Annotated in this window: 14 protein-coding genes; 9 read left to right on the plus strand and 5 right to left on the minus strand. The window is 58.9% G+C overall.

All coding sequences use genetic code 11. The annotated features are described in order from the left end of the window. Positions 1–52 precede the first annotated feature (52 nt). Positions 53–970, minus strand: coding sequence for a biotin--[acetyl-CoA-carboxylase] ligase (locus D8M23_RS05700; protein ID WP_126854033.1), 918 nt, complete (start codon positions 968–970; stop codon positions 53–55). Positions 971–1,290: 320 nt separating this feature from the next. Here D8M23_RS05700 and D8M23_RS05705 point away from each other — a divergent pair, with 320 nt between their 5' ends. From D8M23_RS05705 to D8M23_RS05720, 4 genes are all read left to right on the plus strand, one after another. Then, a complete protein-coding gene (locus tag D8M23_RS05705) occupies positions 1,291–1,575 on the plus strand; it encodes a YciI family protein (RefSeq protein ID WP_126854034.1) in 285 nt (94 codons plus the stop codon). A gap of 288 nt (positions 1,576–1,863) precedes the next feature. Then, positions 1,864–3,465 (plus strand): acyl-CoA carboxylase subunit beta, encoded by a 1,602-nt coding sequence (locus D8M23_RS05710; protein ID WP_126854035.1) that lies wholly within the window; start codon positions 1,864–1,866, stop codon positions 3,463–3,465. 81 nt (positions 3,466–3,546) lie between these two features. Continuing rightward, entirely contained in the window at positions 3,547–3,957 is a 411-nt protein-coding gene (locus tag D8M23_RS05715) for an acyl-CoA carboxylase subunit epsilon (RefSeq protein ID WP_126854036.1), read from the plus strand. Positions 3,958–4,248: 291 nt separating this feature from the next. Continuing rightward, on the plus strand, positions 4,249–5,994 hold the full coding sequence (locus D8M23_RS05720; protein WP_126854037.1) for a DUF885 domain-containing protein: 1,746 nt from the start codon (positions 4,249–4,251) through the stop codon (positions 5,992–5,994). An 83-nt stretch (positions 5,995–6,077) separates the two neighbouring features. Here the strand turns inward: D8M23_RS05720 and D8M23_RS05725 are convergent, their stop codons facing one another. Together D8M23_RS05725 and D8M23_RS05730 are read right to left on the minus strand one after the other, a co-directional pair. Beyond that, entirely contained in the window at positions 6,078–7,298 is a 1,221-nt protein-coding gene (locus D8M23_RS05725) for a glutathionylspermidine synthase family protein (protein WP_037232764.1), read from the minus strand. A gap of 53 nt (positions 7,299–7,351) precedes the next feature. Continuing rightward, entirely contained in the window at positions 7,352–8,140 is a 789-nt protein-coding gene (locus D8M23_RS05730; protein ID WP_126854038.1) for a hypothetical protein, read from the minus strand. A 166-nt stretch (positions 8,141–8,306) separates the two neighbouring features. Between D8M23_RS05730 and D8M23_RS05735 the strand changes: the two genes are divergently transcribed. Beyond that, positions 8,307–9,704 carry a dicarboxylate/amino acid:cation symporter gene (locus D8M23_RS05735; RefSeq protein ID WP_126854039.1) on the plus strand — a complete coding sequence of 466 codons (1,398 nt, stop codon included), beginning with the start codon at positions 8,307–8,309 and terminating at the stop codon, positions 9,702–9,704. A gap of 81 nt (positions 9,705–9,785) precedes the next feature. Here D8M23_RS05735 and D8M23_RS05740 read toward each other — a convergent pair whose 3' ends face one another. Continuing rightward, positions 9,786–10,985 carry a low temperature requirement protein A gene (locus D8M23_RS05740; RefSeq protein ID WP_161971653.1) on the minus strand — a complete coding sequence of 400 codons (1,200 nt, stop codon included), beginning with the start codon at positions 10,983–10,985 and terminating at the stop codon, positions 9,786–9,788. A 164-nt stretch (positions 10,986–11,149) separates the two neighbouring features. On the opposite strand from D8M23_RS05740, the gene D8M23_RS05745 reads away from it, so the two are divergent. The 3 genes from D8M23_RS05745 to D8M23_RS05755 all read left to right on the plus strand — a co-directional run bounded on the left by D8M23_RS05745 (position 11,150) and on the right by D8M23_RS05755 (position 15,488). Further along, positions 11,150–11,878, plus strand: a complete 729-nt coding sequence (locus D8M23_RS05745; RefSeq protein WP_174234618.1) for a Maf family protein — start codon at positions 11,150–11,152, stop codon at positions 11,876–11,878. Positions 11,879–12,009: 131 nt separating this feature from the next. Beyond that, complete coding sequence (locus D8M23_RS05750; protein ID WP_126854041.1) at positions 12,010–13,833, plus strand: acetyl/propionyl/methylcrotonyl-CoA carboxylase subunit alpha; 1,824 nt, start codon at positions 12,010–12,012, stop codon at positions 13,831–13,833. A 233-nt stretch (positions 13,834–14,066) separates the two neighbouring features. Then, a complete protein-coding gene (locus D8M23_RS05755) occupies positions 14,067–15,488 on the plus strand; it encodes an MFS transporter (protein ID WP_037285762.1) in 1,422 nt (473 codons plus the stop codon). A gap of 83 nt (positions 15,489–15,571) precedes the next feature. Here D8M23_RS05755 and D8M23_RS05760 read toward each other — a convergent pair whose 3' ends face one another. After that, positions 15,572–16,981 carry an NAD(P)H-quinone dehydrogenase gene (locus tag D8M23_RS05760; protein WP_126854042.1) on the minus strand — a complete coding sequence of 470 codons (1,410 nt, stop codon included), beginning with the start codon at positions 16,979–16,981 and terminating at the stop codon, positions 15,572–15,574. Between the two features lie 192 nt (positions 16,982–17,173). Here D8M23_RS05760 and D8M23_RS05765 point away from each other — a divergent pair, with 192 nt between their 5' ends. After that, positions 17,174–17,446 (plus strand): hypothetical protein, encoded by a 273-nt coding sequence (locus D8M23_RS05765; protein WP_006888093.1) that lies wholly within the window; start codon positions 17,174–17,176, stop codon positions 17,444–17,446. Positions 17,447–17,519 lie beyond the last annotated feature (73 nt).

Here is a 17,519-nt window from a genome sequence, read left to right on the forward strand (position 1 = left end):
GTCCTCTCGGGCGGTGATGTTCTCGAAAGCGTAACGGGGCGGTGGTAAAGGGCTAGGCCTGTGGTGGTCGGGTCGCCAGGTATGATCCGTCGGCGGCGCGTAGATGCTCTATATCGCCCACCGAGTAGGCGGTCAGAGCCCCGTCTGAACGCACCAGGATGCGCCCCTGATCGTCAATATCTTCCGCCGTACCGGTAATGACCCGTCCATCCGGCAGGTGCATGGCCACGTGCGCCCCCAGGGTGAGAGTGTGCTCGCGGGCTTGCTGCAGCAGTGACGGCTCGCCGCCACCGGGGCTTTCGGGGTCTCCGCCTGCACTGCAGAAGGCACGGTAACGACGGGCGAAAACCTCCAGCAGGTGGGTAAGTACCTGTTCGGTGTCTACTGTGTGCCCCAGCAGCACGCGAGTGCTTGTTGCGGTTTCGGTGGGCAGCTGCTCTTCGAGCATGTTCAGGTTTATTCCGGCGCCCACCAGCACGCTCATTGATGTTGCTGCGGTACCGGCCGGGTTCGTCCCCGCGGGCTCAAGGATGAGCTGGGCGAGCACCCCGCAGCATTTTTTGCCTCCGGCGATGAGGTCATTTGGCCACTTCAGATCGCAGTCTACGCCGAGTTCACGCAGCACCTCGCGCACGCTTAGCCCCATTATGAGGGTGAGCCAGTGGTAGTTTTCGGGTGCCAGCCCCTGCCCTATCCCGGCGTGGGGGCGCACCACAACGGTGGCCGCAAGCGCGGTACCTGGAGGGGTTACCCAGGCTCGGTCTAGCCGACCGTGCCCGGCGCGCTGATCGTCCGTGGCAAAGACGGAGAGCTCCCCCAGCTGCTCCCGTACGCTGGGGTTTGGGTCGGTGAGCACTTGGCGCGCGTCATCATTCGTTGATCCGGTGTGCTCCAATACGCGCACGGTACGGTACCCGTGCTGTGCGGCCGCGTTGTGTACGCGTTCTTGGTTCATGGTGTTATTACCCATTATTCTCACCCTAGAATTCGTTCTTTCGCCGCCAGTTACGCCCAAGGGCAGGCGGGTGCTACCGGTGCTGCGTCCCTTAGACCGCCCCATTGTGTGATGGTGTTGAGCACGGGCAGCCCTCCTACTATAGGGTAATACGGATGCACTCCGGTTTCTTCCCGGATGTGCCTGCTGTTGGCTGTGTATTCACTGTAATTTTTATTCCTTGGGGGCTGATTATATAGATGTGCAGCCGGTGTGGAACGGTGCGGGTGCGGTAGATTTAAGGGGAACGGGAGGTGACTCCCACCCCCCGATACCCGTCCGGAAGGAGCCGACGAATGGCTTATTACGCAATCACCTATGTTTATGCCGCGCCCGAGCAGCAGGATGCGCACCGCCCGGCACACCGGCAGTACCTGGCCGAGCAGGCCGAGTCGGGGCCGTTGGTTGTCTCCGGCCCGCTCATGCGGGACGGTTCTGCCGCTGGGGCGCTTCTGATTGTGAGCGCAGACTCCGCTGATGCTGCCGAGGCTCTGGTGCGGGAAGATCCTATGAACACTGGCGGGGCGGTGCTCTCGTACACAGTGCAGGAGTGGAACCCGGTGATTGGCAGCGTCCGCTAACCGTTTCGCTTGGTGCGGCGCCCGGTGGTTAGGGTGAGCTGCCGCGGGTAAGGTGATACGTTTTCCCTACAGCGGGTGCCGCACCATTAGTACACTGCCAATCAGCTAACGGGGCGTGGAGACCACACCCGAATATGACGCCGCGCCGGAACCTATCTGGCACCGGATACTCGTTCACACTATAGTTGTAAGGTAAGGTTCGCCGTAGCTTGGGTGAGCCTGCTGCGCCTGTGCGCACACCCAGAACCGCAGAAGACCTCTCTGCGCGCCGCCCGAATTGAGGAACACATGTCTGAGCAGACTCAGCAGGAATTTGACCTGAGCACCACATCCGGTAAACTCGCCGATTTCTTTGCCCGGCGCGAGCAGACCATTAACCCCGGCGGTGAGGCAGCCGTCGAAAAACAGCATGCGCGCGGGAAGCAGACGGCGCGTGAGCGTATTGACATGCTTCTGGATGAGGGATCTTTTGTGGAGTTTGACGCAATGGCGCGGCACCGCACCACCGCCTTCGGCATGGATAAGAAGAAGCCGCTGGGGGATGGCCTGGTTTCGGGCTACGGCACTATTGATGGGCGGCTTGTTGCCGTGTACTCGCAGGATTTTACGGTGTACGGCGGTTCCCTCTCGCAGGTGAACGGCGAGAAGATCGTGAAGGTGCAGAAGTTCGCGTTGAAGAACGGGTGCCCCGTCATCGGTATTAATGACGGCGGCGGCGCACGCATCCAGGAGGGTGTGGCGTCGCTGGCAATGTTTGCCGATATTTTCCGCATGAATGTGCGTTCCTCCGGGGTGATTCCGCAGATCTCGGTGATTATGGGTCCTTGTGCCGGCGGTGCCGCCTACTCCCCCGCCCTGACCGACTATATTGTGATGGTCGATAAGTCGTCGCACATGTTCATTACCGGCCCGGACGTCATTAAAGCTGTCACCGGTGAGCAGGTGGATATGGAAACTCTTGGTGGTGCCCGCCAGCATAATGCGGTGACCGGCACCAGCACCTACCTGGCCGAAGATGAGGAAGATGCCTTCGACTTTGTGCGGGAACTACTGGAGTTTTTGCCGTCAAATAACCTATCTGAGGCGCTGCCGCTGGATCACGACCAAGAGCCGACGGTCACCGTGGACGACCTTGATTTAGATACCCTCATCCCCGACTCCGCAAACCAGCCCTACGATATGCGGGCTGTTATCGAGTCGGTGGTGGATAACGGGCATTTCCTTGAGATGCAGGCACTGTACGCCCCGAACGCCATGATCGGGTACGCCCGCGTTGAGGGGCGCACCGTGGGAATCGTGGCAAACCAGCCCATGCAGTTTGCCGGGTGCCTTGATATTGCCGCCTCCGAAAAGGTGGCACGGTTTGTGCGTCACTGCGACGCCTTTAACGTGCCGATTCTGACGTTTGTGGATGTGCCTGGGTTCCTGCCGGGCACCGATCAGGAGTTCAACGGCATTATTCGCCGCGGCGCCAAACTGTTATACGCCTACGCTGAAGCAACCGTGCCGCTGGTGACCGTTATTACCCGTAAAGCGTACGGTGGGGCGTACATTGTGATGGGTTCTAAAAAGCTCGGTGCCGACATTAACCTGGCCTGGCCCACCGCCCAGATCGGTGTGCTGGGCGGCCAGGGTGCGGTGAACATTCTGCACCGTCGAGATTTGGCGGCCGCAGCGGAGGCGGGCCAAGATGTTGATGCGCACCGAGCCGAACTAATTGAGCAGTATGAGGCTGAGGTGCTGAACCCGTACCAGGCTGCGGAGTTGGGGTACGTGGATGAGGTAATCGCCCCGCACGAGACGCGCGTGCGCATTATTTCATCCCTGCGGGCGCTGCACGATAAACGCGCAGCCACCCCCGCGAAGAAACACGGGAATATTCCGCTGTAGGTGTTGTGCACTGGTACGGTTTGAGATGATCCGTGCCTTCTAAGCCGGGTATTAAGTGACGACTTGTATGAAGGAGGGCCCATGGCGGCCTATAACCCGTTGAGCTACTTCTCGTTCGGTAAGAAAAAGGAGGAGGGTTCATCCTTTTCCACCCCCAACACCGAACCCGAAACTGCGACAGCGGGCAGTACAGAGCAGGGGCTACCGGGTGGACCTAAGGCAACTAGTACGGCGGCACCGGTTGTGCACCAGCAGGCTGAGGATGCTGCACAGCAGAGCCCTGCACCGCTGCTGCGGGTCGTAAAGGGTAACCCCACAGATGAGGAAGTGGCTGCGCTGACCGCCCTGGTGTATGCAATGCAGGCGGGCGCATCCGCCAAGGAGCAGAACCCGATTTTGGCTACGGCTTCCCGCCTGCTTAACCGCCGCCAGTGGCTGGGCGCCTCCCTTAAACCGGGGCCGGGGTCATGGCGTCGGGCACGGCCTATGTAACAGCAACGTCCCCTCAGCCTGTATCGTTGCACGCGCTCTGGCGGCAGTACAGTAAGCAGGTTCGAACTTGCCCCGGTTCTTTCTTAAATGGCCCTTCTCAGATGAACCTCGTACCGGTGTGCGGGCCATTTTCAGCAGCAGTACATGACATATGTCAGAGTATTTCGGGGTATCCAATGGATATTCTAGAGGGTAAGACTCGGCGCTGGCGGGTGATTACGGCCCTGAATACTGCCACATGCAACGCCTGCTAAATGCGACAGAAAACACATTCTGGGATAGGATTAGACCATGACTATCTACGACGAACTTCCGGCTATCTATCGCATTAAGCGAGCGCAGACCGACGTTGATCGCATCGCTAATGAATTCTATGAAGCATCCCTTGATTTAGACCCAGTTCTTGCCACCGAGCACGGCCGTACAGGTGTTGAAACACTCTTTGGTGACTATTCCCCCGCCGGTGAAGAAGCATATGCGAAGCTCGTCAAAAAAACCCTGAAAAAGCTGGATAAGGTCATCCCCATTGATGACACAGACCTGGTGACTCTAGATGCCATGCAGGAGCGGCTCACGCTTACCCGTCAAATGCGTCGTGCAGGGTTGGGGCGATGGCAGCTGAATAATATCTTCAGTGCACCCCAGCAGATCCGTACCTCATTCGACCTTATGAGCCGTGAGAACGAGCGGGACTGGGCGCACATTGCCGGGCGTTTAGCGAACGTTCCGGGCGCTATCGACGGGTTTATTCAGACCCTTGAGGCGGCACGTGCGGAGGGCAAAGTTTCCCCACGCCGCCAGGTGCAGATCGTGATCGAGCAGGCCGAAGCGTACATTGCCGATGGCGGGTTCTTTGATGCCCTGGCCGCGGAGATCACCGCCGCAGCACCCGCTATCACGGAGCAAGCCCGCGAAGGCGCCCAGGCCGCTAAGGATGGTTACCGTGCCCTCATCACATACCTGCGCGACACCCTGCTGCCCGAAGCCCCCAGCAAAGATGCGGTGGGCCGGGAACTCTACACCCTGTACTCGCGTGAATCACTGGGGGCTAGCATCGACCTGGATGAGACATACGCCTGGGGTGTGCAGGAGCTGGAGCGGATTATTACTGAGCAGCACACTGTGGCCTCAGAGATCGAACCGGGCGCCAGCATAGAACGTGCCAAAGAGCTGCTGGATATGGACCCGGTGCGTGCCCTGCACGGCACCGAGGCGTTGCAGGAGTGGATGCAGGCCCACGCTGATACCGCCGTTGAGGCGCTGGCGGGCACCCATTTCGATATTGGCGGCCCGATGCTGAACATTGAGTGCCGAATCGCCCCCACCCACGAGGGCGGCATCTATTACACCGGGCCCTCCCCCGATTTTTCTCGCCCGGGTCGCATGTGGTGGTCCGTGCCGGAAGGGGATGACACCTTCGCCACCTGGCGTGAAACATCCACCGTGTACCATGAGGGCGTGCCGGGGCACCACCTGCAGATTTCAGTGGCTACGGCGATGGCGAACACCATGAACAAGTGGCGGGCGAGCATGATGTGGACCTCAGGCCACGGTGAAGGCTGGGCCCTATACGCCGAGCGGCTCATGGACGAGCTGGGTTTCTTACAGGACCCCGGGGACCGGATGGGGATGCTGGACGCCCAGCGGATGCGCGCAGCCCGCGTGGTGTTCGATATCGGTGTGCACTGTGAACTGCCGATACCCGATGAGTGGGCACCGCGTCTGGGTGTTGAACCGGGAACCGTGTGGACCCCCGAACTGGGGTACGAGTTTTTGGTGCAGAACCTGGAAGGCTCCGAAGGCACTATCCGGTTTGAGTTCATCCGCTACCTGGGCTGGCCCGGTCAGGCGCCCAGCTATAAGGTGGGTGAGCGTATCTGGCTGCAGCTGCGGCAGGCGGCGCTGGCTCAGGGCGATACGCTGCGGGAGTTCCACACACGGGCGCTCATGCTCGGCTCGGTGGGGCTCGATACGCTCCGCCGCGCGCTCAGCGACGAGGTCATGGCTGATGACGAAGAGGACGACGAAGACGACTAAACCCAGCGAAACAGCACAGGGCGCACCGCACAGCATATGCAGTTTTGAGGTGCGCCCTGTACCATCAGCCCCGTACCGTTGCTCTACTCTTTGACGAGGTGTGGGGCGAAACGGCAGTAGTAGTCGGTGACCGGCCCGTCCGATTCGCGGATGCCCATGCCCACGGCCCGCCCGTTCACCATCCACACACCCAGCATCGGGTGGTTGGTGGGCTGCATGAGGCCAGAATACAGGGGCGCGGGAATGTACTGCTGGTACACGAACTCGCTCTCGGGGGCATGAATGAAATGCTCATCCTCCTCATCGCGGGAGAAAATGCCGTGATCCGGGGCATGCACTTCAATGCCGTCGCCTTCACGCCCGAAAATGGGTTTACGCACCCAGTTCGTCAGTCCGCCTGAGCGTCCGGCGTAGGCGGGCACCAGGTTGGGGTGGTTGGGGTACATCTCCCACAGGGCGGCCAGCAGCAGCTTATTTGAGAGGAACATTTTCCAGGCTGGCTCAACCCAGCGGCGGATCGAGCCGTGGTAGGCGAAGAGCAGCTTATCGTACCCGGACTCCGAATCCGTCACCAGGTCCTCCCACGGGTACAGCTTAAAGAGGTTATTAATGGGCTTACCGTCCGCGTCAGACCACGATTTGGTGTCCTCATTAAAAATGATCTCGTCAATGGGAATGAGCTTGGTCTTAACCCCGGCCAGCTGGGCGGCGTGGGCGATAAGCCACACGTTATTGTAGTCCTCCTGGTAGGGGTCAATACTCTCGTTCACGTGCGCAAGGTGAAGCTGCGGGGTGGTCTCAGCCGCGAAGATCTGCCGCCACCGTTCGGTAAACGCCTCCCCTATCTCGCCCCAGTGCCCGTAGCCTTGCGCGTCAAGACGCTGCTGCTGATACCAGGTTTTCTGGCAGATAGCTGCCTCAATAATGCCGGTGGGGGTGTCTGCATTGTATTCGAGCAGTTTCAGGGGGTCCCCGGGGATACCGGAGTACGTGAAATCGAACCTGCCGTAAAAATCGGGGTCCTGCTGGTTCCACGACTCAATAGCCAGCTGAAACGCAGGTTCGGGTAGCCCCAGGGTGCCGAACGCCCCGGAGGCCATGTATTCTACGGCGTTCAGGCACATCTTATGTATCTGTTCCGACTGGGCCCTGATGCTGTCCATCTCGTCGGGGGTGAACACGTAGGCGGCGTACTCATTCCAGTAATGGGTGTCGCCTGGGAAATCGATGCTGTAGGTGAGGCCTTCCTCATCAATTGTCTGTTCCCACCCCGGGCGGTGGGCAGGGAATTCTTCGCGTCGCATGGTGTCCGTTCGCTCATGAAGGGATAATGGTGAGTTTGCTCAGGGGCCGGGTCCTAGCCGCCGGAGGTGCCTCCACCCGACTTGGAGCCTCCGCCAAAGCCGCCTTTAGAGCCACCTGATTTGGACCCGGAATTGCTTCCTGACTTGGAGCTGCCGGAGTTACTGCCCGACTTATTACTGCCCACACGCGAACCGGGGTTCGACCCAGACTTTGCGCTGCTGCTCTTACCGCCGCTAGTGGTGGACGTGACCTTACCGCCAGCGACCGTGCTGGTCTTCTTGGCGCTGCGGTAAGACGACTCAAACCCGCCACCCTTAGAAGATACACCGCTATAGACCGTGCCGGACGAGGGGCGGGAGGTGCTGCCGCCCGTCAGCGACGACCCTACTGCGGGAATACTCCCGTTCCGGCCAGCCTGACTGCCAATGTAGTACCACAGGAACGCGTTGGTGACATGGGACTGGTTATTGTGCGTACCAGAGTTTGAGTTTGACCCGCTGTTATTGTGGCTGCTGTTATTACTATTCGAGCTGGATGAGGAGTCACTGGAGTTAGCGGCTTCACCTGCCTTCTCACATTCGGAGTCTTCAACCCGACGCCCAGTTTTTGCGTCTTGGCAAACCTGGGCAAACTCTTCACCACCGTCAGCGGTAAACGCCTCTTCTTCTTTATGCAATGAGTTATAGGCAAACACGCTGCCGCTGACAATTAGGGCACCCGCCCCAAGAATAGCCAGCCACCGTTTACCGCTAACACCTGTTCTGGGGATATTAGCAGCAGCCTCACCAGCCGTATTCGCTAGTTTTGAGGTGGCACTCTCGTTACCTGGGGTACTGCTCATGAGGTGTCTCCTTCAGGGTTATACACCCTACAGTCGCGGATTTACGGGGCACACCCCATCATACCAAGGCGGAATGGGAGCCTGAAGGACCACTCGAAACTTTATCCCTGCAATACTTCGTCATCTAAATTCGACCGCCCCGCCCAACAGGTCTACAGTAAGCGCCATGGCTAACACACGAACATTTAGATTTCCCTCCTGGGCGGCCTCTTTTGGCAACCAGATTATTGCTTCCCTCCTTATTGGTATTGGGTTAGGGTTTGCCGCCACAGCTCTTGGCGGCGACGCGAAAAACAACCCCAACTGGCTCATGGCCACTCTAGACGCTGTCGGCACGTCCTATGTAACTCTCCTTAAAGCCGCGGTGATCCCGCTGGTGTTTACCGCCGTCGTTGCCTCAATCTCGAATCTCTCACAGGTGACGAATGCGGCACGTTTAGCAGTTAAGACACTTATCTGGTTTGCTATTACAGCATTTTTTGCGGTCTCCATCGGTATCGTACTGGGGCTGCTCGTTCAGCCTGGTGTGGGTGCCGAGGTTAGCCCCTCGGGCAGCACCAGCACCCGGGGATCATGGACAGCATTTCTGACCGGGATTATCCCCTCCAATTTCTTAGGGCTTGAGGTCACCACGAAAACCACCGGCTCCGGTATAACATCTTCGGTTTCCTTTAACGTGCTCCAAATGCTCGTGATTTCGGGGGCCATCGGTATTGCGGCCCTGAAGGTGGGCGATGCGGCTAAGCCCTTTATTGATATCGTCAAGAGCGCGCTCGCCATTATTCAGAAGGTGCTGTGGTGGATTATTTGCCTCGCCCCGCTGGGCACGATCGGGCTGATCGGGCACGCCGTCTACGCCTACGGCTGGACGTCCATGGGCTCGCTGGTGAAGTTCATTGCGGCACTGTATGCGGGTCTGCTCCTCGTGTTCCTGGTGGTGTATCCCCTGATCGTGAAGTTCAACGGGCTCTCTGTGAAACAGTACTTCTCGGGCGTATGGCCCGCAGTGCAGCTTGGTTTCGTATCGCGGTCTTCGATGGGCACTATGCCCATAACTGAGGCCGTTACCGAACGTAACCTCGGCGTGCCGCGTGCATACGCATCCTTCGCGGTGCCGCTGGGTTCTACGACCAAAATGGATGGATGCGCCTCCGTCTACCCCGCGCTGGCGGCTATTTTTGTGGCGCAATTCTACGGAGTGCACCTGGATATTTCGCAGTACCTGCTGATTATTCTGGTGTCGGTGTTGGGTTCTGCCGCTACGGCAGGTACGACGGGCGCTATCGTGATGCTCACCCTAACGCTCTCGACTGTGGGTCTTCCCCTTGACGGGGTGGGTCTTCTATTGGCGATTGACCCGATTATTGATATGGGACGTACCGCCCTGAACGTGGCCGGGCAGGCCCTGGTTCCCGCGATTGTCTCTAAACGTGAGGGCATTCTGAACGAGCAGCTTTATAACGCCCCGCGCGGCGCTGACGGGTTCGTCGACCAAGCGCTAGTGGACACCGCCCACACCGAACCGGTTCCTTCCGCTGCCTCACAGCAGCCAACCGGAGCCTAAAGAGCCCCCAGATAACTCGTCCCGCCCCGTGTAGTTACGGGGCGGGATGAATGTTTATCTGACACATTAATGGCCGCCGCATCAGCTGACGTCGGCGGTGTCCTCAACACTTTTATGGTCTTCGGTAGCTCGCGAGGGAACCGGCTGGTAGAGCACCAGCAGAGTCACAAGCATCACCACGGTCAGGGCAATAAAGATGAACGGGAACGGCAGAAACCCCTCAAGCACAATAAGCACACCGGCCACAGGCAGGGAAATACTCACTGGAAGCGGCGCGTGTTCCCGAAGCACCGCAAGCCAGGCCGCCACCACAAAAACCCCCACAGGAATAGACAGGATCAGCCCCGCCTGATGCTCCATCAGGTAGTTATCGTGCGCCAATAGGTCAATAATTACCTCAACGGCCGCAGCAAAAGCACCCGCCGCAGCGAATATGAAATAGTGCAGGTACCCGTATTTGAGCGGGGAAAGGTAACGTTTGGGGGTTATCACATCCCGGTGGGGTGCCCAGAAATAGATCCACCACATACCCCCGGCCACCAGCACCGATAGAACCGCGACCCCGAAGAGGGCCGGCACATGATCACCCAGAGCACGGGAGACCGCGATAGCTGCGGCCCTGAGCGAGCCACCCAATACGATGAGGGTCAGCAGCCCGTACCGTTCGGTAATATGCGGCGCATGCCAAGGGGTGCGCCCAATACGTTCGGCAATAATGGGCACAGCCAATTCCCCGACAACCAGGGGAAGCGCTAAGAATGGAACCCACAGTGCGCACACAACCCACAGCACAGCCAGCACGGCAATACCCACTGCGTAGATAAGCGCCGCACGGCCGGCCGGCCCGCCGCACCGGGAGGCCCGCGCCCACTGGCCAATCTGTGCCGCGCGTATGGTGATATAGCCGATGAGGGCCACATTGACGGTGCCGCCGAAAGTCTGCTCCACTCCCCCGGCGATCACCAGCACACCGAGCATCTGGATGGCGGCTAGGGAACGGTAGAGCCAGTCGTCAACCTCAAACGATGAGGACAGCCACGCGAAATTCACCCACGTCCACCAGATGAAGAACATAACCAGCAGATAGCTGACCGCACCATGGCCGAAGTTACCCTGCCCAAGCACATGGTGTATTTGTGAACCGGCGAACAGGATTGCGGTGGCAAAAACTAGGTCTGAAAAAAGCTCCACGGCTGATGCCGCGCGCGCTTTATCCCCCGGGGTTCGCGGGTGCATAGGCCGCAGGTAGAGGCGGCCAATAGGTTCAGATAATGATGACATATTGGGGCCTTTCAAAGTCTGTGTCTGTCTCCATCCTACGGGGTCAAACTGAAAATGTGTGTGAGCCCACCCCTTAGTTTTAGTGGCATTGTTCGTTGCCTCCCAGCCGAACCCAACACGCATGCGGTAACCCGTTTTAGGGCGGTACGGAGCAGACGGCTAGAATGGTGGGTATGATTTCCGCACCACTCGATGCTTCCGCTGCTAAGGCACGCATCCCACGCCTGGTTTTGGCTTCGGCTTCTCCGGCCCGCAAAAAGCTTCTAGAAGACTCCGGTATTGTCTTTGAGGTACGCGTCTCCCATATTGATGAGGATGCGGTTCTTGCCCGTGCCACAAAAACCGATGGGGATCAGCACACCCCGGCGCAGGCTGCGCAGCTGCTGGCCCAAGCAAAAGCGCGGGCTGTTGCGCACGAGTTAGAAGACGAAGGCGTTGTGGATACACTGGTGTTGGGGTGCGATTCAGTGTTCGAGTTCGAGGGCACCGCCTACGGTAAACCGTACACTCCGCAGAAGGCGCGTGAACGGATTACGGCAATGAGCGGCAAAATGGGAACTTTACACACCGGGCATTATCTAGTGGATCTGCGGCCCGCCCCTGAAGACGCCGACCCGTGTGAGGCGTGTATGATCCCTCACGAATCTAAGCTTCGCAGCGCACGAGTACATTTTGCGCAGATGAGCGAGCAGGAGATTGAGGACTATGTGGCTACCGGTGAGCCGTTACAGGTAGCAGGCTCATTCACTTTAGACGGCTACGGGGCGGCGTTTATTCGCGGTGTCTACGGTGAACCGCATGCGGTGATCGGTCTGTCAGTGAACGCGCTCAAAGACATGCTCTCTCGGCTTGGGGTACCGCTGAGCGCCCTCTGGGCCGAACCTGCGGGGTAGGCACCTGTGCCCATGTTCCTTTCACTCCATGATTTTCTAACGTTTTTCGCGTCAAGGCGCATAATATATTCGCTATCCCAGCCGTTTCTCGCTATGCTTTCGGCAGGATAAATAAGGAGAAGCTCACCCCCATGACCACTAATCCGGCAGACGATAAGAAGAAATTTACGGCGGTACCGAATCGCCACACGGGCCCGGTCAGCAAAGTCCTGATTGCCAACCGCGGGGAGATCGCGGTGCGAGTGATCCGTGCCGCCCGCGACGAGGGCATAGAGACCATCGCCATCTACGCCGAGCCCGATCGTGACGCCCAGCATGTGAAACTCGCCAATGAGGCGTACGCCCTTAACGGTGCTACAGCGGGCACATCGTACCTGGTCATGGAGAAAGTTCTTGAGATTGCGATCCGTGCCGGTGCGGATGCGGTGCACCCGGGGTACGGTTTTCTCTCTGAAAATGCGCAGTTCGCCCAGATGGTTATTGATGCGGGGCTAACCTGGATTGGCCCCTCCCCCGAATCAATCACGCAGCTCGGCGATAAAGTAGCCGCACGCCATATTGCGCAGAAAGTAGGGGCGCCGCTAGTGCCCGGCACAAAAGATCCGGTGGAATCCGCTGATGAGGTGCTGAAATTCGCGGACGAGTTCGGCCTGCCCATCGCCATTAAAGCAGCATTCGGCGGCGGCGGGCGCGGCATTAAGGTGGTGCGTGATCGTAACGACGTGATCGAGCTGTACGAGTCGGCGGTACGTGAGGCGGTTGCCGCCTATGGCCGCGGCGAGTGCTTTATTGAACGTTTCTTGGATTCCCCGCGCCACGTTGAGACCCAGTGTTTGGCGGATGCCCACGGAAACGTCCAGGTGGTTTCTACCCGCGATTGTTCGCTTCAGCGCCGCAACCAGAAACTCATTGAGGAGGCTCCCGCCCCGTTCTTGAGTGAGGAGCAGACACAACGGTTGTATGAGGCATCCCGCGCGATCCTCACCGAAGCTGGCTACCAGGGCGCGGGCACCTGCGAGTTTTTGCTCGCCCCGGACGGCACCATCTCGTTCCTGGAGGTGAATACGCGTCTGCAGGTTGAGCACCCGGTCTCCGAGGAGGTCGCCGGTATTGATCTGGTGCGTGAGCAGTTCCGTATTGCCCGCGGTGAGCAGATCAGCCCCGACAGCCCGCAGCTGCGCGGACATTCGATTGAGTTCCGTATTAACGGTGAGGACGCGGGCCGCTCGTTCATGCCCGCCCCCGGCACTATAGAGAAGCTGCGGGTGCCCTCCGGTCCCGGTGTGCGCTGGGATTCAGGATTCGTCGAGGGAGATGTGATTGGCGGCAACTTCGATTCGATGCTCGCTAAGCTGATTGTCACCGGCGCAGACCGTGAACAGGCGATTGAGCGTGCCCGCCGCGCCCTGCAGGAACTGCAGATTGAGGGGATGCCCACAGTGATTCCGTTCCACCGCGTAGTGTTGGATGACCCCGCTTACACCCCCGCCCCGGGCGGTAATTTCACGGTTCATACCCGCTGGATTGAGACCGACTTTAAGAACACCATTGAACCCTATGAGGGTGCCCCCGGCAATGTGGATGATGATGAGGCACAGCGCCAGAGCGTGGTGGTAGAGGTGAACGGCAAACGGCTGGAGGTTGTACTGCCCGATCTGGGGGCCGCATCCGGTAAGTCCGCTGCGAAGACTTCCACGAAGCCGCGTAAATCCCGTTCCTCGCGTGCAGGTGGCGCAGCTGGCGGTAATGACCTGAGCAGTCCCATGCAGGGCACGATCGTGAAGGTTGCCGTGGCTGATGGGGATACTATCGCTGAGGGTGATTTGGTCCTGGTGCTTGAGGCCATGAAGATGGAGCAGCCTATTACCGCGCATAAGGCGGGTAAGGTATCGGGCCTCTCCTTGAAGGCTGGAGACACGGTCACTGCCGGTCAGGTGCTGGCAACCATTAAGTAACGGCTGCCTCGGGCAGTAGCCACATTTTCTCAGCCGGTGCGGCTGCTCCCCTGGGGCGGCTGCACCGGCTATTCATGTGCTGTGGGCAGCACCGCCGCCACGCCGCTGTGATGGTCCGAATACTGGTCGCGCCTAGCCAAGGTAACCACCGCAGGCGTACAGTAAAAAGTTGAGTTTATCACACACCCGCAGTATTTGGGTGTGGCTCGTTCACAGTACTAAGGAGTACAGCTTTGAGCGCGCAAGCACACGCTGCCTCCGGCGAGCCCGTCAAAAGGACACCGGATACCACCTCGTTAGCTAACGCTACACCACGTAGTCGCGTTATTTTGGCGTCCCTGGTGGGCACCACTATCGAGTTCTACGATTTTTATATTTATGCAACCGCCGCAGTCGCGGTGTTCCCGGCACTGTTTTTCGCCTCGAAAGACCCCACCACCGAGCTTTTGGCCTCCTTCGCCACTTTCGGTGTTGCCTTCATCGCCCGGCCTCTCGGGTCGATTGTTTTCGGGCATTTCGGCGATAAGATCGGCCGTAAAGCAACTCTCGTGGGCGCACTGCTGACGATGGGTCTGGCAACCTTCCTCATTGGGCTGCTCCCCACCTACCACCAGATCGGGTTGTGGGCGCCAACAATGCTGACGATTATGCGCTTCTGCCAGGGCCTTGGGCTGGGCGGTGAATGGTCGGGTGCTGCCCTGCTCGCCAGCGAGTACGCGGAGGAAGGCAAACGAGCCCGCGCCGCCATGTGGCCCCAGCTGGGTGCACCTATCGGCTTCGTTTTCGCCAATGGGTTCATGCTGCTGCTGACCAGCTGGATCACGTTCAACTCCACTGTGGACGGCAAAAACCTGAACCACCCCTTTTTGGTGTGGGGCTGGCGTATCCCGTTCTTGCTCTCCATCGTGATGGTCGCAGTGGGCCTGTACGTGCGGTTCAAGCTTGAAGAGACCCCCGTGTTCGCTAAGGCCGTGGAGAACGACGAGAAAGTGAAGGCGCCCCTGGTTGAGGCGTTCAAGGTGGCCTGGTGGCCCATGATCCAAGGCACCTTCATTATGGTGGCCTGCTATGTGCTGTTCTACCTGATGACCGCCTGGATCCTCTCATACGGTATCGGCAAGGTCGAAAACGGCGGCCTGGGGATCGCGTACCGTGATTTCCTGGTTATTCAGCTGATCTCCATTACCGGTTTCGCCCTTTTCATTCCGCTCTCGGGCTGGTTGGCTGATAGGTTCGGACGCCGCCAGCAGCAGCTGTGGACCACGATCGGCATGGCGCTTTTCGGGTGCATGTTCACGCTCATGATCGCCCCTTCTGTGGTGGGTACCGGGGCATCAGCTAATACTGCTGCGGTCACCGTGTTCATGTTTATCGGCATGTGCCTGATGGGCCTCTCGTTCGGTTCGATGAGCGCTTACCTGCCTGAGCTGTACCCCACCAACGTGCGGTACACTGCCAGCGGGATTGCCTACAATATGGCATCTATTCTGGGTGCGGCGCTTACCCCGTTCGTGGCGGTATGGCTGAACCAGCTCGGCGGCGTGGGTGCCGTTGGGGTTTACCTGGCAGTAGCTTCGGCGTTGAGCGTCGTCTTCATTCTGCTCACCCACGAGACCCGCGACGTTGATATGAACGCGGTGGGTTCCAAGAAATAACGGCTCTCCCCACAGTTTAGGGGCACGGTTCTTACATGAGAGCCGTGCCCCTAAACCGTTAAACGGTCGCAGCTGTTACAGAGCTAACCACGGGTGTGCAGTTTACGTGCCGCCTCAGACACCGAACCGGATAGGGAGGGGTACACGGTGAATGTCTCAGCCAGATCGTCCACCGTTAGTTTCTTTTCCACAGCCAGCGAGATCGGGAAAATCAGTTCGGAGGCACGCGGACCCACCACTACCCCACCGATAACAGTGCCTGAGTGTTTACGCGCGAAAACCTTCACGAACCCGTCACTGACCGCCATCATCTTAGCGCGCGGGTTGGTAGTGAGAGAAAGCATCACCGTGTCGCCCCGGTACAGGCCCTCCTCAATGTCTTTCTCGCTCACACCCACGGTGGCGATTTCGGGGGTGGTGAAAATATTGCCCGCCACCCGGTCAGTGCGCAGCGGCTTGACCGCATCCCCCAGAATATGCGCCATAGCGATGCGCCCCTGCATCGCAGCAACCGAGGCGAGCGGGTACACGCCTGTGCAGTCCCCCGCAGCGTAAATATTGTTGACGCAGGTGCGGGACACCCCATCGACCACCACATGCCCGGAGTCGCTCACTTCAACACCGGCGGCATCTAGCCCAAGCCCTTCCGTGTTGGGGATAGACCCGATAGCGACAAGGCAGTGGGTTCCGGCCACTTTACGCCCGTCCGAGAGGGTGACGACCACCCCGTCCTCGCTGCGCTCCACAGCGCTTGCGCGCGAGCGCGGCATCACCCGCACCCCGCGCCGCTCAAAAACGTCCTCCAGCACACGGGCGGCGTCTTCATCCTCACCGGGCAGCACCCTGTCGCGGGATGAGATGAGGGTGACCTGCGACCCCAGCCCTTCGTAGGCGGAGGCGAATTCGGCACCGGTCACACCAGAGCCAATAACGATGAGTTCTTTCGGGACTTCTTGCAGGTTATATAGCTGCGTCCAGGTGAGGATACGTTCCCCGTCGGGACGCCCGGTCGCCATTTCGCGCGGGTGCGTACCGACGGAGAGGAGGATGAAGTCGGCGTGCAGGTTGTAAGTCAGGCCCGCCTCGTCGGTCACTTCAACGGTGTGCCTGTCAAGGAGCTTCCCGGTGCCCTGCACAATTTTTACGCCCGCCGCCGAGAGTGCCCGTTTAATATCGGCGGATTGTTGCTGGGCCAGCTCAAGCACTCGGGCGTTGAGTCGTTTCATGTCCGCTTGCAGAATGGGGGCTTTGCCTTTGGTGTTTTCAATGCCTAGACGCCCGGCGTCTGAGAAGCGGGTCATCATATCTGCGGTGGCAATGAGAGTTTTTGAGGGTACGACGTCGGTAAGGACTGCGGAGCCGCCAATGGAATTCCGCTCAATGAGGGTTACGTCTGCTCCGGAAGATGCCGCGACTTGGGCGGCCTCGTAGCCACCTGGTCCCGCGCCGAGTATCACGATTCGCTGCGATGCGTAATTTACTGATGAAGTCACATTTTCATTGTGAGCTATATCCCTGGCAGACTCAAGCGGAAAAGCTCACACAATGTGCCGTAACTTCCCACATTCACAAGGGCAGCACCGATATGGCCGTGCATTTGTCGGTGCACCGAACTATACTTGGAGGCAGGAAATCCTTAAGCACACACCAGCGGTCGGTGCTAACCGCCAACTATAAGGAAGATAATGTCTGAGAAAAAAACTGTGCATACCTATTCGGGGCAGGGTAAACATCTTGAAAACGCGGTCCTTTTCATCGGGTGTTTCGTGTTCTTGCTGCTGGGTCTCTACCTTCTGGGTACCTACCCGGATGGCTTGGGTATTCTTAGCGAACATGACGGCTGGTTCTGGTATGCCGGTGCACTAGTGTGCTACGGGCTGTTTTTCGGGCTTGTTTTTCACGTGTTGCCGTCAAAGACAACCCGCGTCATTAAAGACGTGAACAAGGTTCAGGACTAGCCCCTTTTACACCGCCAGGCTCTGCATTACTATGCGTAGCCTCTGAGGGTCTTATGGGGCGGGCAGCTGCCGG

The organism is Rothia sp. HSID18067 (assembly GCF_003989445.1).
Classification (GTDB): Bacteria; Actinomycetota; Actinomycetes; order Actinomycetales; family Micrococcaceae; genus Rothia; species Rothia aeria.